We start from the raw sequence: 18,502 nt of genomic DNA, 5'->3' as shown, positions 1-18,502 counted from the left end.
TGGTGGTTGAAAGATAATAAAGTTTTCTGTGACTATAATGAACTAGGATCAGAATTACCAGAAGGGAGCTATCAAATACTTGGCGCTTCTGGTTGTGCTTGTCTTGTTATTCCACAATTTAATGTTGTTGCTGTAAGAATGTATAACAGTTTATATACATATGAGAATATAAATTTTGATTACATACAGGATATACAAACGTTTGGGAACTTGGTTGTAAAGGAAATTAAATTACAACAATAAATGAAGTACAGCCATTGACCTCATGTTACTGCAGTTACAAGCTTATTCAACAATCGGAGCAGTTTAGTTGAATAAGGGATAAGTTAAAAGGTTGAAAGTTAGAGGTGGTAAGATGAAGTTCCATCTGTTAGGAGAGAAGGCTAAAATAGAAATAGATGTCATAGGTCGTGAATATCCAATCAGTTCTGATTATTGGGATGGAAACTGGGTTGTTTCAAATGTAAAAGTTGAAATCCCTGGCTATAATGTTAATTTTAACGCAAGTTTAAGAACAGATGACATTATAGATTTTGTGAATGACTTGAAGTTAATGAGTAGAAATTTATCAGGAAAGGCTATTTTGAAAAATCTAGATAGCTTTATACATTTTGAAGGTGAAATGGATAAGTTAGGTCATATAGAATGGTCTGGAGAAACTTGTTATCCAGCAGGAAGTGGTGCAGTATTAACATTCGAATTTGTATCAAATCAATCATATTTAGATGTCTTGATTAAAGAATTAGAGGATATAACATATGTTTATCCAGTAATAGGTAAACCTTAGTTATTTAACAAACGGGGGCAATAACTGAAGATCAGCTAATTGATCACCGGCTATTGTTCTTATTCAATTATTGGGCAGGTTAATTGAATAAAGTGAAACTTTAATGAAGTATTTCACGTCTAACTTTTATCAAAAATTCGCTTAATGATTCGGTGAAGATTGGAGACCTATTATGAATAATGAATTTGATAATAAAACGAAAGAATATGCAATTGGGAGACCTTCCTATCCATCAGAAATCTTGAAAGTAATTAGAGAGCTAGGTGTGAATAATCAATCGACCATTGCAGATATTGGAGCAGGTACGGGAATTCTTACTCATATGTTAGGAAGTTTGGAGTGCAACGTTCTTGCAATTGAACCAAACGAACAAATGCTTGTAGAGTGCAGAAAGTATTGCAATGAATTGAATAATATCCAATTCATTAAAGCTCCAGCAGAAAAAACATCATTGAAAGAGAATAGTGTGGATATTATCACTATTGCACAAGCATTTCATTGGTTTGACAAGGAATTATGTAAGAAAGAATTTCAAAGGATCTTAAAAGAAAATGGGTATGTAGTTATTCTCTGGAATGAGATGCAGAATGACAGTCAATTTGCCAAAGAATATACAACTGTATTAAATAACTATAAAGTTAAAACGACTGCTGCAATTTCTAATTTTGATCCAGATGAAGAGAAAATTAATTTCTTTGGACAAGATTACACTAAGGTATATTATGAAAATTGGCAAACAGCAACAGAGGAAGGTTTTTTAGGAGGTGCACTATCGTTATCATACACACCGTCTAAACTGGATAATACGTATGAAGAGTTTGTTGCAGAACTTCACCGACTATTCTCAAAATATCAACAAAACGATAAAGTAACCTTCCATTATAAAACAGAGGTATGTATTTGTAAGTTTTCAGAGTGAGAAGCCTTTTGTTATTCAATAAATGGGGGCAATAACTGAAGATTAGCTTATTGATCTGGCTTTTACCCTTCTTCAATAATTGGGCAGGTTAACAGAAGAAGAAATAACCCTTAAAGAAGTTTCTTTTGAGTAATTAAGTAACCTTTTTTCATTCTCTAACAACGGAGAGGTGAGAGCTTGGCCAAAGAACAAATTTTGAAGAGGAATAAGAAATTTCAAAAGATTAATTGGATTGTATTCGGGATTATTGTGCTGATGGGGCTTATTCTGATTTCCGAAGCTTCAGAAGGAGTAAAAAACCTGTCCAACTCACAAGCTGAGGATGCGGGGCAATCTCGAATGGAATTCCGATGGGACACTGTAAATTCTACCCTTGGAATAGTATTGCTTTTCCTATCTGTAGTATTAGCACTTGTTTGGAAACGTACATTTCCTTTTAATGTTCCTTTAGCTATAATACTTTTAGGTTTTGGATATCAATTATATTTTTTCACCTATACAGTAGGATGGGGTGGCATACTAGGGGTTATTGGTCTAGTAATATCTGTTTTAGTCGCCATCACGATGATTATTTCCTATACAGTTTATTTTCTTAGGTGAAAAGGTTAAGAAGACATCTTCTGTTAAAGGGGGCAATAACTGAAGATCAGCTAATTGATCACCGGCTATTGTTCTTATTCAATTATTGGGCAGTTTAATTGAAAAAGAACTTAAAAAAAGAAAAAGGGGGATTTACTTTGTCATCTCCTGGAATAGAAATTTTACAATATGATAAAAGATGGGCTGAGACTTTTAAATTAATTAAAGTAGTCATAAGCAATTCTTTAAGTGATTTAATTATTGATATTGAACACGTTGGAAGTACATCTATAATAGGTTTAGCAGCTAAACCTATTTTGGATATTGATATTGTAATTGAGGATAATAGTGTTTTTCCTAATGTAATTAGCAAGCTTGAAAAAATAGGGTACTATTATCAAGAAGAATGGAGCTTTAGAGGTAGAGAAGCATTTGGAAGAAAAGATGAACTTACTCCGTGGGACGGCAAGGATACACAATGGATGGAGCACCATCTTTATGTTTGCAATAAAGATAGCGAAGAGTTGGCAAGGCATTTAGCTTTTAGGGACTATCTTCGTAATAACCAAGAAGCAGTAATTGAGTATGAAAACTTAAAAAAGACCTTGGCTAATTCAGTAATAAACAGAACCTCTTATACTTCAGGCAAATCTGAATTTATAAGTGGAATTTTTAAAAAATCATCTAAAAACCAAAAATAACTTTGGTCATCTTCCATTATAGGGGGCAATAACTGAAGATCAGCTAATTGATCACCGGCTATTGTTCTTATTCAATTATTGGGCAGGTTAATGGAAGATTTGTGTCAGGTTCCAGAGAAAACTAAGTAGGTGAAGAAAATTGAGTGAAGTTATAGAAAAAATTGAAGAAATAGATGTAGGAGAAGTAGGGATAGCTATATATTCCACAGGAGAAAAGAGAGAAAAATTCTCCTTTAATAGTGAGATTGAAGTCCCTCTTGCATCATCTTCAAAAGTAGCAATAGCTTTTTGTGTAGCGAAATGGGTAGATGATGATTTGGCAAATTGGGATGACATTATTGAAGAAGTGTCATTTAATCCAGCAGAAGATAGCAAAGAAGTTTATCCTCATCTACAAAACAGACAAACGCTACCTTTGAGGGAAGCGGTTGAAGTGATGATTGCTTGTCACGATAGTTATATCGCCAGATGTATTGTTGATTTTTGTGGTGGTTGGGAAAAGATAAACAAGTGCATCAAGTCTTACTATCCTTCAATAAATGTTACTGAAAACCCAAGGGATATTGAAAATAAGGCTCAAATAAATGAAATGCTTGATTTGATGATACATATATATCAAGGGTACAAAACACAACCTCTCTTATGGACACCAATCGTTAATGGTTTGGTTAGACAAAAGGGAGATATAAAACAAATACCCGCACACCATCTAAACCATATGACAGGTGGACTAGAAAATGTTTTTGTTGATATCGGTATAGTTGGTGACTTTAATAAAAAGCCATATATCTTTGCACTAGGGGCTGATAATCTACCTAATAGATTAAGCAATCAGGTTGCAGACAATAAGATTATTGAAGCTATGGAGTTGCTTTATGCTGAATATTTAAAACAGTAAGCAGCTTTATTCAATTATTGAAGGTGTCTCGAAAGGCTGGCTTACAGTTTATATACTGGATAAGCAGCCGTCCTTTGTTCCGTTATAGGGGGCGATAATGGAAGATCGATTTATTGTTTTAAGGTAGAAAAGACATTATTTACAGACGGAAAATGATAGATCCTTTTTATAAGTTTTGCAGGGGAAGAATCCATTTTGATCAATCTTTTTTCAAAAATGTAGTAAATGTTGATAAATCAGCATTTCTCATAAATTTCACGATAAAGAGAAAAAGTAAAGATTATTCGGAGAGTGACTTTCACTCAAAGAACCCAATGACAAAATCCTATGTCATTGGGTTCTTTTTGGATTAATGTCTAAAATGGATACTAATCAAAGTAAACAAGGTTAGAGAGAGCAAGCAAGTATTCTTGGAAATCTCTATTTTCCAGGGTACACTGGTTATGATCTACTCCAATAAAAACGGTCATTAAATCAAACATTTTTTGACTATGGCCTAATTTCACTTCTTGGATCTTCCCCTCGTGATCGGTGCCGAAGAATACCATGACATAATTGCCTTCTTGAAGTGGCATCCCTCCTATCACCAGAAGAGGAGAAAAGACTGGATACTTGCTATAAAATTGATGACCCTGGAGTATTGTTCAACTTATTTTCCGAACAAGAAAAAAGAGACCTTAAAGAATGGGAAGAAATGAATAAACAAAACTACCCAATAAAAATCTTTTTATACAATCACCCCTTTTTTGGAAGATACCTGAAAGTCAGTTGGCAAAAAAATTATATTTGGATTCATTACTCTATGTAAACTTAAATAATATTAAGGTTACAGATTTTTTCTTTTTCCATTAACGGGGGGATGAATGAAGAGCCGGTCGACGTTAATATATGGACCTTTGTGTCAATCGTCAATCCAATTGAAGACTGGTTAAAGTAACCCTAGTTGATTAGTCCTCCGTAATACAATTAATTCAAAAACAGGATTGACAAACTAATTGAAATCCTTTACCATAACCCTAATGCTTAAACGCATCATAACTTTAACTTAATAAAGCGATATCTTCTTATCCAGAGAGGTGGAGGGACTGGCCCTACGATACCTCGGCAACGGGTTCTTATGAATACCGTGCCAATTCCATCAAGTCATATGACTTGAAAGATGAGAAGAGCGGGACATATACATATTTTTGTGCCTCTCTTCTTAAGAAGGGGGGCACTTTTTATTTGAGCCATGATAGTCAACAAGAAGAATACATAGCGAAAGGAGCAAGTCCTGTATGATCAGAGTTCAGAATGTTACGAAAGTTTTTGAGACGAAGGATGGCCCATTCACCGCTTTAAGGGATGTTTCCTTTGAAGTGAAGAAGGGTGAGATTTATGGGGTGATCGGATTCAGCGGAGCGGGAAAAAGCACGCTTGTCCGCTGTCTCAATTTTTTAGAGAAACCATCATCGGGAGATATTTTCATTGAGGGGCGCAGCCTTAAAGATCAGTCGGCCATTGATCTGAGGAAAGAGCGGCACCGCATAGGGATGATCTTTCAGCATTTCAATCTGTTTCAATCCCGGACGGTGGCAGGGAATATCGCCTATCCTCTGAAACTTGCAAAATGGCCGAAGGAAAAAATCAGCGAGAGAGTAAAGGAATTGCTCGCGTTTGTTGGACTTGAAGATAAAGCGAAGCATTATCCGGATCAACTGTCAGGAGGGCAGAAGCAAAGGGTGGGGATAGCAAGGGCCCTGGCGACATCGCCTTCGATTCTGCTCTGCGATGAAGCAACATCCGCACTTGATCCTCAGACGACGGAATCGATTCTGAACTTGTTAAAGAGAATCAACGCGGAGTATGGCATTACGATTATAATGATCACCCACGAAATGGGGGTCATCCGGGAAATCTGTGATAAGGTCGCTGTCATGGAAAATGGAGAAATCGTGGAAGAGGGAAGCGTCTTCGATATCTTCTCCAACCCGCAGACCCCGACGACGAGAAATTTTGTGAAGAGTGTCATGAATGATCAGCTGCCGGCATCGGTTCTCGATAAATTGAATGACAGCAAAGAAGGGCGTATCTGCCGCCTCATTTTCAAGGGGGATTCGACGGGCACGCCGATCCTTTCCGAAACGGCAAAGAAATTCAATGCCCACATCAATGTGTTATTCGGCCAGATCACGGAACTTCAGGGCAAGCCGTTCGGGAATCTCATCGTACAGATCATTGGCAGCAAGAAAGAAACGGAAGAGATCCTGGATTATTGGAAGAACAGATTATTCGTAAGCGAGGTGGAGAAGCGTGCAAGTTAACTGGGAATTATTCTGGCCAAGAATTATAGAAGCGACATGGGATACCGTGGCGATGGTGTCATTCTCCCTTCTATTTGCAACGTTGATTGGGCTTCCCCTCGGCATCATCGTCGTGGTCACGCGGAAGGGGCACTTACTTGAAAATAAAGTCGTCTTTTCCGTATTGAGCAGTATCATCAACGTATTTCGTTCGATCCCGTTCATCATCTTGATGGTGGCCATCATCCCCTTTACAAGATTGGTAGTGGGCACATCGATCGGAACGGCGGCAGCCGTGGTACCGCTTGTCGTATTTGCGGCACCGTATATTGCAAGATTGGTAGAGAGCTCGCTCCTTGAAGTGGAACCGGGTGTCATTGAAGCGGCGGAGTCCATGGGGGCCGGGCCGTGGCAGATCATCTTCGGGATACTCATTCCGGAAGCATTGAGTACACTGGTCCTGAATATCACGATTGCGACCATCGGCCTTGTCGGTGCATCGGCCATGGCCGGGGCAGTCGGAGGCGGAGGTCTCGGGGATCTGGCCATTGCTTACGGATATCAGCGATTTGAAACATCCGTCATGATCGTGACGGTCATCATTTTAATCGTGATGGTGCAGGGACTGCAGACAGCAGGGAATACATTATCAAAAATCATCAGGAGACGTTAGGAGAGAGGAATATGAAAAAATCAATCAGTCTAGCAAGTATCGCGATTCTATTATTCACCCTTATACTGAGCGGGTGCTCGGGAGACAGTGCATCCGGATCAGGTGAAAAAGAAGTCGTTAAAGTCGGAGTGAATGGATCTGGGGTGCCGATTTGGGAGTATATGAAAGAGAAAGCAGCGAAGGAAGGGATTGAAATCGAGATTGTGGAGTTTGCCGATTACGTGAGACCGAACCAGGCGCTGGCCGATGGGGATATTGACCTGAACGCCTTCCAGACGATTTCCTATTTTGATTCTTTCGTTGAAGAACATAATCTGGACCTTGTACCGATCGGCTCGACAATCATCGCGCCGATGGGAATCTATTCGGAAAAATATAAATCGGTAGAAGACTTACCGAAAGGCAGTAAAGTAGCCGTTCCTCAAGAGGCGACGAACCTTGGCCGTGCCCTTCTCCTACTCGAGGAAGCAGGCTTGATCGAACTGAAAGAAGGATTTGATCAGTCACAAGGTCTAGAAGCCATAAAAGAAAACCCGAAAAACCTTGAATTCACACCGGTCGTCGCTGCCCAGACACCGAGGGTACTGCCGGATGTTGCAGCATCGATCATCAATAATGGTGTGGCGGTTGAAGCTGGGTTCATTCCGGTTGATGACAGTATCTATATCGAAGGGGCGGAATCCAAGCCGTTCATCAATATCATCGCAGCCCAGGAAAAAGAGAAAGACAATAAGACCTTTAAAAAGATCGTTGAGCTCTATCAGGAAGATGACGTAGCGGAACATATCAAGAAAACATACAAAGATTCCCTGATCCCGACATTCGTGCCGGTCAGTGAATTGCATTAGGAGGGAAAAGAGATGAGTCAACCAGCAGCGATTGCCGATCGTAAAAACAACATCCTCTCGGCAGTGGATCAACTGGCTGTGAAACTCGTATCGACCAGCCATCAGATCCACGACAATCCTGAAATCGGTAACGAAGAGTTCTTTGCTTCAGAGACCCTGACCACCCTCCTTGCAGCCAACGGGTTCTCCATTGAACGGGGAGTGGCGGGTCATGAGACTTCCTTTGTCGCACGCAAACATTCAGGAAAAGAAGGGCCGGTCATCGGCTACCTGGCTGAATATGACGCCCTGCCTGGACTCGGTCACGCATGCGGTCACAATATCATCGGGACGGCAAGCTGCGGGGCGGCCATCGCCCTGTCGTCCGTACTTTATGAAACAGGAGGGGAAGTGGTGGTGTTCGGGACTCCTGCCGAGGAAGGCGGTCCGAACGGAAGTGCGAAAGGCAGTTTTGTAAAGGCAGGCTTGTTCGAAGGAGTGGATGCCTGCATGATGGTCCATCCGTTCAACCGGACAACACAGACAGGGAAAACCCTTGCGGTGGACCCCCTTGATTTCGAATTTAAAGGAAGGTCTTCCCATGCGGCAGCTTCCCCTGAAGATGGCATCAATGCCCTCGACGGTGTGATCCAGCTGTTCAACGGCATTAACGCCCTGCGCCAGCACGTGACCGATGATGTACGGATCCACGGCATCATCACCCACGGAGGGGACGCGCCCAACATCGTCCCTGACTATGCAAAAGCCCGCTTCTATATACGAGCTGCAACCAGGGAAGCGTGCAATGAAGTCACGAAGAAAGTGAAAGCCATCGCTGAGGGGTCGGCACTTGCCACGGGGACGAAATTGAATGTCATCAAGATCCAAAATGAAGTTGACCACTTTCAGCTCAACCGCCGTTTCGATCAAGTATTCCAGCGCTCCATCGAGTCATTAGGGGAATCCTTCGACGATACGGAACGAAAGGGACTCGGCTCATCCGACGCCGGAAACGTCAGCCGGTTGGTCCCGACCATCCACCCCTACATCAAAATCGGCCCCGAATCCCTCGTTGTCCACACGAACGAATTCAGGGAAGCGGCTAAATCCAACGAGGGTGACCGTGCCCTTGTGATCGGGGCAAAGGCACTTGCGCTGACGGGGTATGAACTGCTGACGGATAAGGGGCTTTTGGAGGAAATATGGGAAGAGTTTGGTACAAGTCAATAAGGATGAGAAGACAGCCAGATGAGGGCTGTCTTTTTTGTGAGAGAGCTTGCCCTTTATAGGAGAATCGGTGACGGTAAAATAAGCGGAGTTATTCCGGTTATATTCTGAATGGAACTTATTTTCGGGGGAAATAAGCGGAGGTTTTCCGCTTATGAATAGAAAAATCACCTATTTTTGTACTTTTTGAGTAAATAGGCGGAATTTTTCCGTCTATTTCAGCCATTTTTCTATTAAATTACTAATTAACGGGAATTTTTCCGTCTATTTAACAGAACTAAAAAATCTGATACATAAGTAACCAAACGCTTGGTTTATAATTTCAAAAATATAGATAAAATGCTTATTCCTCCAAAGGGGGATTGCTCAATAGTATCATATTACTGAAATGCTCAATTTCTCTATTTAGATTTGTAGAGAAATTCATTCCCCATCCATGAGGGGCACTATCCTAATATTATAGTTTCAAAGCCTTTCATCCGCTTTTCAGAGCCGATCAAAGGCCTTTTTGCGTGATTGGAACATCCTCTTATACTAGCTCAAGTGCGCAACGGTCCAAGCTGTTCTTTTTAATGGAGACGAGCATAGATATGAAAGTGAGAGGTGTTAAGGATGCATGAGATGTCGCTTATGTCTGAGATCATTAAAATAGTTTCGGAAGATGCCAAAGTAAATGGGATCAGGAAAGTGTCTAATATAAATGTGATTGTTGGTGATTTATCCAATGTACTGCCTGATGCACTGGAGTTGGCATTTTTCCATTTTCAGAAACAGGGTTTGGGCATTATCGATGAAACGACGGAATTAGAAATGATACGTGAAGTGGCGAGATCAAGATGCCAAACGTGTTTGCTGGAGTTTACACCCGACTATAGAGTGGCGCTTTGTCCAAAGTGCGGGCTGCCTGATTGTTTACTCGTTTCAGGTAAAACCTTTCGGGTTGAATCATACGAAGGAAGTGATGAATCGTGAAAATCAAACTGCAGGAAGATGTGTTAAAAGATCAAAACTTGGCTGCTGCATTCAATAGAGAAACGTTCAAAAAAAGCCATACGCTTGTCATTAACTTGATGAGCTCTCCAGGAGCGGGCAAAACAACTTTATTGGAAGAAACGATCAAGGCCTTAAATAATGAGTTCCGTATGGCTGTGATCGAAGGCGACCTTGCAACGGAAATGGATGCGGAAAGAATACGTTCGCTGGGCGTCAAAACGGTTCAGATTAATACGGTGGGAGGATGTCACCTTGATGCCAGGATGATTGCTAAAACGCTTCCGGATTTCGACCTGGATTCGATAGACATTCTCTTCATTGAAAACATCGGGAATTTGGTTTGCCCCTCTGGGTATGATTTAGGACAAGATTATAAAGTGGTGGTTTTAAGTGTCCCTGAAGGAAACGATAAAATCCCCAAATATCCAGTCATGTTTAGACGTACCGATTTAACGATCGTGAATAAAATCGACATCCTGCCGTATGTATCTTTCAATATAGAGGAAGCCATTAGAAATTTAAAAGAAATAAACCCGCAGGCCCAGTTGAAAGCATTATCCGCTAAAACGGGTGAAGGGATGGAAGATTGGGTCAATTGGATAAAGGATGCTCATGAAAAATGTACACAGCCATAAAAGTAACAGTGAAAGGAAAGGTGCAGGGAGTAGGTTTTCGCCCCTTTATCTATCAGCTTTCAAAAAAATATCATCTCAACGGGACGGTACAAAATAACCTGAATGGGGTCATCATCCTGGCTGAAGGAGAGGAAGGACAGTTAGGGAATATGGTGGACGAAATCAAAAGAAATCCGCCGAAATTGGCGAAAATCACTGAGATAACCATTCATCCTGCTCCACTTGCCCATTATAAAGAGTTTACGATCATCCCCAGCCGGGAAAACGGGAGGGCTGTTCCCTGGATCCCTGCAGATGCGGGAATATGTGAGCAATGTTTGGAGGAAATGATGGACCCCAGTAATCGGCGTTATCACTATCCATTTATTAATTGCACTCAGTGCGGCCCACGCTATACGATTATCAATCGTCTTCCATATGATCGTCCATATACGACAATGAAGGATTTTCCTATGTGCCCTGACTGCCAAGTGGAGTATGAAGATCCATTGAATCGGCGGCATCATGCCCAGCCTATCTGTTGTCCGGATTGTGGACCAACCTTATCCCTCCATAATCAAGGCGGTGAATCATTGGCTGAAGATCAATCAGCCATTACCCGGACGATTGATTTGATCAAACAAGGTCATATTGTGGCCATTAAAGGAATCGGCGGCTTCCATTTGGCTTGCGATGCGTATCAAGGATGGGCTGTTGACCGGCTAAGACTGCGAAAGAAACGGCCGCAGAAACCTTTGGCGGTCATGGTCAAGTCGTTAGAGGCGGCTAGGGGTCTTTGTCATATCTCAAGAATCGAAGAAGATATTCTGATGAGCCCTGAAATGCCGATTGTTATTTTAAGGAGTAAAGGAGGGGACGGCTTACCGCCCACTATTTCCCCGGGTTTGTCGACGCTCGGGGTGATGCTGCCCTATACTCCTTTGCATCATCTTTTGTTTAACGATCATAGGTTGGACTGTATCGTGATGACGAGTGCTAATCCTTCAGGTCATCCCATTTTATATAAAGATGAACATTTAAAACATGTACGAAACATGTGTGATTATACCTTAACTCATAATCGCCGAATCGATTTTCCCATTGATGATTCCGTCGTTCAGTGTGACGGAGAACATCCATTATTTGTACGGCGTGCAAGAGGATACGTTCCAGAGCCCCTTAAGACAACATCGGACGTGGATCGTATGATTGCGTTAGGGGGAAATCAAAAGAATACATTTTCCGTCGGGAGCGGGGATACCATTGTCATGAGTCCTCATGTGGGTGATTTAGAAAACGAAGAAATGATCTCCTCCTTTGATTACCAGCTCCGTCATTATAAAGAATATCTTGGGGTTAACGAAATAAGGACCGTTGTCGACAAGCATCCCTTATATGCATCACCTTCCATTGCTAAAAAACTCAAGGGTAAAACCATATCCGTTCAGCACCACCATGCACACCATGTATCTTGCATGGAGGATAATGGTCTGAACGAGCCATGTGCGGGGATCATCTTAGATGGTACCGGATACGGAGAAGACGGGAATATCTGGGGATTTGAATTCTTATATGGAGACGCACAATCATATGAACGACTTGCTCATTTGACATACACTCCTCTTCCAGGCGGGGAAAAAGCCGTGAAAGAACCGTGGAGGAATGCAGTGGGGATGCTGCTTTATTACTGGCCGGAGAGTGGAAAAGAATTATGTATGAAGCTTTTTCCTGAGAGAGTAAAGGAAATAAAGATCATGGACCAAATGATTGTTCATCAGATCAATACGCCGATGGCTGGAACCTGCGGCCGCTTATTTGATGCCGTTAGTGCCATTCTCGGTATATGTCAGGTTTCAACATATGAAGGGGAAGCGGCAATCAAATTATCTGATTATATGAATAGAACGAAACTTGAAAGCACAGGGGAAACGTATTCCTTTCATGTAATTAGAAGCAGCCCAAACCAGTTTCAACTTGACTTATCCCCGATGATTGATGAAATCATCCAAGATAAATTCCAACAACCCATTACAGCCATCGCTCAGAAATTTCATACCACCTTGGTGTCTTGCTGTATACAGATGGTTTTAGAACTATTCAGGAACAGACCGGAATTAAATAGAACGGTCGTACTGTCAGGAGGATCATTTCAAAATGTTTTCCTGGCAAGGGAGATCCGGCAAGGCCTCCAAAAAGAGGGGGTTAACGTCTACACCCATAGAAATGTCCCTTGTCACGATGGGGGATTATCATTAGGGCAGATCATCATTGCTGCTCATACGCTTGAAGGAAGATAAACGAAAATGAAGGTGGCGAATGGATTTGTGCTTGGGAGTACCGGCAAAAGTCATTGAAATGGAAGGTCAGGAAGCCCTGGTGGATGTAATGGGCTCGAGGATGTTTGTGGGGACTTTTTTTGTTCCGGAGGTGAGGGTTGGTGATTATGTATTGCTTCATGCAGGGCAGGCCCTTACCGTAGTGGATGAGAAATATGCCGAAGAGAGTATAGAAGAATGGAGGAATGTGTTAGATGGGAAGCATGGACCTTTTTTCGGATCCGGTCTTGACTCGTAATTCAGTTGGAGCCGTCATCGATTTAGCAAAGAAATTTAAAGAAGAAAATGGCCAGATTCCAGTATTCATGGAGGTATGCGGTTCTCATACGATGGCACTGGCCAAAACAGGGATAAAAGCGAGATTGAAAGATGATGTACAGCTGATTGCCGGGCCGGGATGTCCCGTATGTGTCACAGATCAAAAGTCGATCGATGCCATGATTCAATTATCAGAAGAGCAAGGCACCATCCTTTGTACATTTGGCGACATGATGCGTGTACCAGGTTCTACATCGACCTTAATGAAAGCGAAAACAGAAGGAAAGGATATCAGAGTTGTATACTCTCCATTGGACAGCGTGAAAATAGCAGAGGAAAATCCCGATAAGGAAGTCATCTTCTTAGGAATCGGATTTGAAACGACCATTCCCATTCTCGTTCTTGCCGTTCGCGAGGCAGAAAGAAAGGATGTAAAAAATTTTTCGATCTGGATGACAACGAAATTGGTGGAACCTGTCCTAAGAGCACTTCTTCATTCGGGCGAAGTGAAGCTTGACGGATTTCTCTTGCCTGGTCATGTCTCCGTTGTGATTGGAGAGCACAGCTACCGTTATTTAGCGGAAGAATTTTCTGTTTCGGGTGTCATTACCGGCTTTGAACCCGTTCAATTGCTCAGTGGGATTTATAAACTGCTGCATTACCAGTTGGAAAAAAAGGTTAAAATCATCAACGATTATACATATGTTGTAAGAGATAAAGGAAACCTCTTGGCCCAACGTTTACTGGAAGAATATTTAGAACCCCATGACGAGGCATGGAGAGGGATTGGTACAATTCCCGATAGCGGATTGGTTCTTAAAGAGAGGTATGCGAGGTTCGACGCTAAAAAGAAGTTTAAGATTTCGGTAGGGGAGCCAAGAGTAACAAAGTGCCGCTGTGGTGAAATCGTCCGCGGATTGATTACCCCGGAAGAGTGTGTACTGTTCAACAAAGGATGCACTCCCACTCATCCAATCGGTCCTTGTATGGTATCAACAGAGGGAACCTGTGCAGCGCATTATCAATTCATGAGGGAGGTGTAGCTTCCATGCAGCGAATCAGTCTGGCTCACGGAGAAGGCGGCGAATTAACACATAGACTGATACAGGATGTCTTTATCCGGTCATTTGGACATTCAGAGCAAACCAAGTTTGATTCTGCAATTCTTGATATCCCTGCACAAACCATTGCTGTCACAACGGATAGCTATGTAGTCAAACCCCTGATCTTTCCAGGTGGAAATATCGGGAAGCTGGCTGTAACAGGAACAGTGAACGATCTGGCTGTAAGCGGGGCTGTTCCTCTTGTGATAACTGCTGGTTTTATTCTTGAAGAAGGGTTCCCGATAAAAAGTCTTAAAGAAATCGTCAACACGATGGCGGGGGAAGCAGAGAAAGCCGGGGTCAACATAATTGCGGGTGATACAAAAGTAGTCGAAAAGGGGAGTGTGGACGGCCTGTTCATTAACACGACAGGAATCGGTGTGATGAGAGAACAGCATCGCTTGAAACCTGAAATGGTTAAAGAAGGGGATTCCGTCATCATCAGCGGTACCATAGGGGATCACGGGGTCGCAATTCTGAGTGCACGCCAGGAGCTTGGGCTGCTCACTGATGTCAGGAGCGATTGTGCCTCATTGAACCACCTGATTCATGAACTCCAGGGAGGAGTCGAAGGTATCCGGGTCATGCGGGATCCGACAAGAGGTGGATTGGCCACAACACTCGTAGAGCTATGTGAAGTCTTTCATTTCACCTTTGAAATGGATGAAGCTTCTATTCCGGTACGCGCTGATGTACAAGGGGCATGTGATATTTTAGGCTATGAACCCCTTTATCTAGCGAATGAAGGGAAGGTAGTGATCATCGTGGATTCAAAGGATGAACAAAAGGTCATTGATATTTTGAAGGGCCATGAAGCAGGAAGGGATGCAAGTGTGATCGGTCACATTACATCCTGTCATGTCCAAACCGGGAAACTGCTTTTACGAACGGCTGTGGGCACGACAAGAAGACTCACCCGCCTGTCAGGTCAGCTTTTGCCCAGAATTTGTTAATCATTTGATAGTGGAATTGGCCAAAGGGGGAGAACATCATGGAAAGCATCGAAATGATTAGAACGCAGATAAATCATCTTGTGACACAATCCCGGCAGGATCTATATACGTTATCAACATTGAGTGATCCTTCCCGGAAAGCGCAAATCCTTCAGCGGTTATGGGATGCACTCTCTTCGATTCATTTTCTTAGTGAATGGCTGGCAAATCAAGCGAAGAACAGTCATCATACAGGTCCAGTTCCTTCGGGGAATGTAAATCAGTCACAAAATCCTTCCGTTCCTTCTTTACCCACTCAGTCTATATCACCGTCCAATCAACGAACGTTTACACCTGAAGAATTAGCCACATTCACCGGGAAAAATGGAAGCCCGGCTTATGTTGCGGTTAATGGCATTGTGTATGATATGACAACGAATCGGGCTTGGGCAGCTGCTACTCACTTTGGCTTAACAGCAGGCAAAGAGTATACGCAGGAATTTGCTTCTTGCCATGCCGGGCAACAATCGATCTTAGCTACATTACCCATTGCAGGGAGGCTGGTTTAATGGAAGGACAAATTCTGCCGCCGGAGTCTTTAACAAATGAAGCCATTGCTGAAAGGTTAGCCACTACGGCATTGAACAGTCTGAAAAGAAAGGTGATCAAGAAAAAAAACCTCATATACTTAGAGTTGAATGGTTGTTCGGGTAATATCATTTCCTTGTTGAACGGTCAGAATCCGGACTTTGAGTACACGCTTAATTCAATGGTCGATCTTCGTTATTGCAATAGTTTAATGGCTTCCGAGGGAGAGCGGGCGATTGAGAAACTGATGGAGGCGATGGATGATGAGTATATTCTAGCCGTTGAAGGAGCCGTCGCATTAAGAAACAATGGGTTATACAACATCATCGGCAGCTGGAAAGGAAAGCCTCTTACAGGTCTTCAAGCAGCTAAAATGCTCGGGGAAAAGGCATCCTATATTTTAGCAGTGGGGGCTTGTGCCACACATGGCGGGGTGTCAGCAGCCAAACCGAACCCATCCGAATCTGTAGGGCTGCAGCAGGTCCTGCCTGATAAAACCCTGATTAAGCTTCCAGGATGCCCTGTCCATCCAGATTGGTTCCTGGGGACATTGGCGCATCTTTTATTATATGGGGCGCCGGATACAGACAATTTAGACCGGCCTTTAATGTTTTACAGCACGCTAATCCATGACCGCTGTCCCAGAAGGCCGTTTTTTGACCGGGGGATATTCGCTGAAAAATTAGGGGATAAAACATGTTTATTTAAGCTTGGGTGCCGCGGTCCCGTGACGAGGGTGGATTGCCCGACAAGGCAATGGAATGGTCACGTGAATTGGCCGATTGGAGATAATACGCCATGCATCGGCTGTGCACAGTTTGGTTTTCCGGATGCCATGGCGCCGTTCATTAGCTATGACACAACAAGGGTGGTAAAGGATGAGTAAGAGAATCGTGATTAATCCGTTGACACGAATTAGTGGCTTTATGGAAATTGATGTAGTGGTCGACCAGAATCAAGTCGTCGATGTCAAAACAAAAGGCAATTTATTCAGGGGTTTTGAGCAAATGTTAGTAGGAAGAAGTCCGTTCGATGCGGTTTATTTTACTCAGCGAATATGCGGCATTTGTTCTGCAGCCCACTCAATGGCTTCATCCCTTGCTTTAGAAGATGCTTTAAATATTGAACCAATGGAACAAGGGAGATATTTGCGGGATATCATTCATTGCTGTGAGTTTTTACAAAATCATATCCGCCATTTCTATCAATACACCGTTCCTGATTATGTAAAGATTGAACAAAACTCTCTTTTTCAGGCGGACCATGACGATTTTCGATTACCAAAGAACATCAATGACCGCATTTCTAAGCATTATTTTGATTCCCTAACGTTCAGTCGTCTCGCTCACGAAATGTTAGCCGTTCTGGGCGGAAAAGCCCCTCATAATCATGGTGTTTTCATTGGAGGGATCACGACACAGGCAACAGCTGAGAAGGTTGCTCACATTGATTCTATTTTGGAGAAGATCATTCGTTTTATTGATGAAAAAATGATCCCTGATGTCTATGACATTGCACACTTTTATCCAGACTATTTTCGATTAGGCGGAGGGTATGGCAATCTATTAACCTACGGTGCTTTTAACCATTATAAAAATCTGGGCACATTATATGTGGACCCGCTTGTATCTACCATGGAAACCGTTGAACCGTTTGATGAAGATAAAATTAAAGAAAAAATAGATTATTCCTATTATAAATCTACTAATAACAGCACTCAGCCAGCTGAAGCATTGACCGAGCCGGATATGGACAAAGAAAAAGCTTATTCCTGGGTAAAGGCACCAAGATATGCCGGCCTCCCCTTTGAGGTGGGACCGTTGGCAAGATTAATCCTGAGTGGAGCGTATACTAACGGGATCTCGGCAATGGATCGGACGATTGCCAGAGCACTGGAGGCAAAGAAGATCACGGAAATCATGAAAACATTACTTCAGCAAATCATTCCAGGAGTAGACGTGCAGAGAAAATATGAACTTCCGGAATCGGCATCCGGGAGAGGACTGGTGGATACGACGAGAGGGGCACTGGGCCATTGGTTAAAGATCCAAGATAAGAAAATCTCTTTCTATCAAATCATCACTCCTTCCACATGGGATTTCTCGACCAAGGATGATCATGGCTTTAGAGGAACCGCCGAAGAAGCCTTAATCGGTACACCCATTCAGGATCCGGATAACCCTGCAGAGATTGGCAGGATTCTTCGTTCCTTTGATCCGTGTATGTCCTGCGCCACTCATGTCTATAGACCAGGAAAACAAGTGCAAACGATAAAGGTGTTTTAATGGAAAAAATAATTGTTTTAGGTATTGGCAATCAATTAATGATGGATGATGGAATTGGCATTTATCTGGTTGAGGAGATATCCAAGCTGAATCATACACCTCATGTATCTTTTTTGATTGGTGAATCGGATATTGATTACTGCATGGGTCAAATAAAGAAAGCCACCTTTGTCATCATTGTGGATGCGGTATATACAGGGAACAATCCCGGGGAGCTTACCGTTTATCCGCTTGAAAATTTACATGAATATCAAACGTTAGACATATCGGCGCATAACTTTCACTTGTTTCAATCACTTTATCAGCAAAGGGAATCAATCCCGGGGTATCTTATAGGAGTGGAGCCTTACGAGATAAGGTTTCATATTGGACTGAGCAACTCTTTAAAAGAAAAATGGAAAACGATCTTACGGGATGTATCAGCCACCATTGACAAGCTAATTGCCAAGAATGAAGAATAACCATTCGTTCATAAGAATAGAAGAACATTCCCCGAGCGC

Annotated in this window: 20 protein-coding genes, 1 pseudogene and 1 riboswitch; of the genes and pseudogenes, 20 read left to right on the top strand and 1 reads right to left on the bottom strand. The window is 42.4% G+C overall.

What is annotated here, in order from left to right:
* The 6 genes and pseudogenes from ACOSV2_RS21645 to ACOSV2_RS21620 all read left to right on the top strand — a co-directional run.
* A pseudogene (locus ACOSV2_RS21645) lies at positions 1-243 on the top strand (serine hydrolase domain-containing protein); the annotation flags it as partial.
* Between the two features lie 112 nt (positions 244-355).
* Positions 356-787, top strand: coding sequence for a WapI family immunity protein (locus ACOSV2_RS21640; RefSeq protein WP_428976822.1), 432 nt, complete (start codon positions 356-358; stop codon positions 785-787).
* Positions 788-959: 172 nt separating this feature from the next.
* Complete coding sequence (locus ACOSV2_RS21635; protein ID WP_428976821.1) at positions 960-1,706, top strand: class I SAM-dependent methyltransferase; 747 nt, start codon at positions 960-962, stop codon at positions 1,704-1,706.
* Positions 1,707-1,883: 177 nt separating this feature from the next.
* On the top strand, positions 1,884-2,306 hold the full coding sequence (locus ACOSV2_RS21630; RefSeq protein WP_428976820.1) for an RND transporter: 423 nt from the start codon (positions 1,884-1,886) through the stop codon (positions 2,304-2,306).
* Between the two features lie 98 nt (positions 2,307-2,404).
* A complete protein-coding gene (locus ACOSV2_RS21625) occupies positions 2,405-2,986 on the top strand; it encodes a GrpB family protein (RefSeq protein WP_428976819.1) in 582 nt (193 codons plus the stop codon).
* 139 nt (positions 2,987-3,125) lie between these two features.
* The gene (locus tag ACOSV2_RS21620; RefSeq protein WP_428976818.1) at positions 3,126-3,884 is read left to right on the top strand and encodes a serine hydrolase; all 759 of its coding nucleotides are present in this window, start codon (positions 3,126-3,128) and stop codon (positions 3,882-3,884) included.
* 368 nt (positions 3,885-4,252) lie between these two features.
* Here the strand turns inward: ACOSV2_RS21620 and ACOSV2_RS21615 are convergent, their stop codons facing one another.
* A complete protein-coding gene (locus ACOSV2_RS21615) occupies positions 4,253-4,459 on the bottom strand; it encodes a hypothetical protein (RefSeq protein WP_428976817.1) in 207 nt (68 codons plus the stop codon).
* A 486-nt stretch (positions 4,460-4,945) separates the two neighbouring features.
* Positions 4,946-5,050: riboswitch (SAM riboswitch) on the top strand.
* A gap of 111 nt (positions 5,051-5,161) precedes the next feature.
* Here ACOSV2_RS21615 and ACOSV2_RS21610 point away from each other — a divergent pair.
* From ACOSV2_RS21610 to ACOSV2_RS21545, 14 genes are all read left to right on the top strand, one after another.
* Positions 5,162-6,187, top strand: a complete 1,026-nt coding sequence (locus ACOSV2_RS21610; RefSeq protein WP_428976816.1) for a methionine ABC transporter ATP-binding protein — start codon at positions 5,162-5,164, stop codon at positions 6,185-6,187.
* Positions 6,177-6,839, top strand: a complete 663-nt coding sequence (locus ACOSV2_RS21605; protein WP_299739167.1) for a methionine ABC transporter permease — start codon at positions 6,177-6,179, stop codon at positions 6,837-6,839. Before ACOSV2_RS21610 ends, ACOSV2_RS21605 begins: the two co-directional genes overlap by 11 nt.
* 11 nt (positions 6,840-6,850) lie before the next feature.
* Positions 6,851-7,687, top strand: coding sequence for a MetQ/NlpA family ABC transporter substrate-binding protein (locus ACOSV2_RS21600; RefSeq protein WP_428976815.1), 837 nt, complete (start codon positions 6,851-6,853; stop codon positions 7,685-7,687).
* A 12-nt stretch (positions 7,688-7,699) separates the two neighbouring features.
* Positions 7,700-8,896: a M20 family metallopeptidase gene (locus ACOSV2_RS21595; protein ID WP_428976814.1), complete on the top strand. Its 1,197-nt coding sequence runs from the start codon at positions 7,700-7,702 to the stop codon at positions 8,894-8,896.
* 609 nt (positions 8,897-9,505) lie between these two features.
* On the top strand, positions 9,506-9,865 hold the full coding sequence (locus tag ACOSV2_RS21590) for a hydrogenase maturation nickel metallochaperone HypA/HybF (RefSeq protein WP_428976813.1): 360 nt from the start codon (positions 9,506-9,508) through the stop codon (positions 9,863-9,865).
* Positions 9,862-10,521, top strand: coding sequence for a hydrogenase nickel incorporation protein HypB (gene hypB / locus ACOSV2_RS21585; RefSeq protein ID WP_428976812.1), 660 nt, complete (start codon positions 9,862-9,864; stop codon positions 10,519-10,521). The genes ACOSV2_RS21590 and hypB overlap by 4 nt, the downstream gene beginning before the upstream one ends.
* A complete protein-coding gene (gene hypF / locus ACOSV2_RS21580) occupies positions 10,506-12,797 on the top strand; it encodes a carbamoyltransferase HypF (RefSeq protein WP_428976811.1) in 2,292 nt (763 codons plus the stop codon). The genes hypB and hypF overlap by 16 nt, the downstream gene beginning before the upstream one ends.
* 25 nt (positions 12,798-12,822) lie before the next feature.
* Complete coding sequence (locus ACOSV2_RS21575; protein ID WP_428976823.1) at positions 12,823-13,074, top strand: HypC/HybG/HupF family hydrogenase formation chaperone; 252 nt, start codon at positions 12,823-12,825, stop codon at positions 13,072-13,074.
* Positions 13,031-14,137, top strand: coding sequence for a hydrogenase formation protein HypD (gene hypD / locus ACOSV2_RS21570; protein WP_428976810.1), 1,107 nt, complete (start codon positions 13,031-13,033; stop codon positions 14,135-14,137). The genes ACOSV2_RS21575 and hypD overlap by 44 nt, the downstream gene beginning before the upstream one ends.
* Positions 14,138-14,142: 5 nt before the next feature.
* On the top strand, positions 14,143-15,150 hold the full coding sequence (gene hypE, locus ACOSV2_RS21565) for a hydrogenase expression/formation protein HypE (protein ID WP_428976809.1): 1,008 nt from the start codon (positions 14,143-14,145) through the stop codon (positions 15,148-15,150).
* A gap of 38 nt (positions 15,151-15,188) precedes the next feature.
* Positions 15,189-15,698, top strand: a complete 510-nt coding sequence (locus ACOSV2_RS21560) for a cytochrome b5 domain-containing protein (RefSeq protein ID WP_428976808.1) — start codon at positions 15,189-15,191, stop codon at positions 15,696-15,698.
* The gene (locus ACOSV2_RS21555; protein WP_428976807.1) at positions 15,698-16,603 is read left to right on the top strand and encodes a hydrogenase small subunit; all 906 of its coding nucleotides are present in this window, start codon (positions 15,698-15,700) and stop codon (positions 16,601-16,603) included. The genes ACOSV2_RS21560 and ACOSV2_RS21555 overlap by 1 nt, the downstream gene beginning before the upstream one ends.
* On the top strand, positions 16,596-18,002 hold the full coding sequence (locus ACOSV2_RS21550; protein WP_428976806.1) for a nickel-dependent hydrogenase large subunit: 1,407 nt from the start codon (positions 16,596-16,598) through the stop codon (positions 18,000-18,002). The genes ACOSV2_RS21555 and ACOSV2_RS21550 overlap by 8 nt, the downstream gene beginning before the upstream one ends.
* Entirely contained in the window at positions 18,002-18,463 is a 462-nt protein-coding gene (locus ACOSV2_RS21545; protein ID WP_428976805.1) for a hydrogenase maturation protease, read from the top strand. Before ACOSV2_RS21550 ends, ACOSV2_RS21545 begins: the two co-directional genes overlap by 1 nt.
* The last annotated feature ends 39 nt before the right edge of the window (positions 18,464-18,502 follow it).

It is taken from the genome of Rossellomorea sp. DUT-2 (genome assembly GCF_052665285.1).
Note: the sequence above shows the minus strand (reverse complement) of the source record. Positions and strands in the feature narration are given on the sequence as shown.

Excerpts from the sequence above, each read along its gene's own strand:
- ACOSV2_RS21600 (WP_428976815.1), top strand. The coding sequence starts at position 6,851 with ATGAAAAAATCAATCAGTCTAGCAAGTATCGCGATTCTATTATTCACC.
- ACOSV2_RS21590 (WP_428976813.1), top strand. The coding sequence starts at position 9,506 with ATGCATGAGATGTCGCTTATGTCTGAGATCATTAAAATAGTTTCGGAA.
- ACOSV2_RS21560 (WP_428976808.1), top strand. The coding sequence starts at position 15,189 with ATGGAAAGCATCGAAATGATTAGAACGCAGATAAATCATCTTGTGACA.
- ACOSV2_RS21640 (WP_428976822.1), top strand. The coding sequence starts at position 356 with ATGAAGTTCCATCTGTTAGGAGAGAAGGCTAAAATAGAAATAGATGTC.
- ACOSV2_RS21550 (WP_428976806.1), top strand. The coding sequence starts at position 16,596 with ATGAGTAAGAGAATCGTGATTAATCCGTTGACACGAATTAGTGGCTTT.
- ACOSV2_RS21555 (WP_428976807.1), top strand. The coding sequence starts at position 15,698 with ATGGAAGGACAAATTCTGCCGCCGGAGTCTTTAACAAATGAAGCCATT.
- ACOSV2_RS21615 (WP_428976817.1), bottom strand. The coding sequence starts at position 4,459 with ATGCCACTTCAAGAAGGCAATTATGTCATGGTATTCTTCGGCACCGAT.
- ACOSV2_RS21610 (WP_428976816.1), top strand. The coding sequence starts at position 5,162 with ATGATCAGAGTTCAGAATGTTACGAAAGTTTTTGAGACGAAGGATGGC.
- hypE (WP_428976809.1), top strand. The coding sequence starts at position 14,143 with ATGCAGCGAATCAGTCTGGCTCACGGAGAAGGCGGCGAATTAACACAT.
- hypD (WP_428976810.1), top strand. The coding sequence starts at position 13,031 with ATGGGAAGCATGGACCTTTTTTCGGATCCGGTCTTGACTCGTAATTCA.
- ACOSV2_RS21595 (WP_428976814.1), top strand. The coding sequence starts at position 7,700 with ATGAGTCAACCAGCAGCGATTGCCGATCGTAAAAACAACATCCTCTCG.
- ACOSV2_RS21545 (WP_428976805.1), top strand. The coding sequence starts at position 18,002 with ATGGAAAAAATAATTGTTTTAGGTATTGGCAATCAATTAATGATGGAT.
- ACOSV2_RS21635 (WP_428976821.1), top strand. The coding sequence starts at position 960 with ATGAATAATGAATTTGATAATAAAACGAAAGAATATGCAATTGGGAGA.
- hypF (WP_428976811.1), top strand. The coding sequence starts at position 10,506 with ATGTACACAGCCATAAAAGTAACAGTGAAAGGAAAGGTGCAGGGAGTA.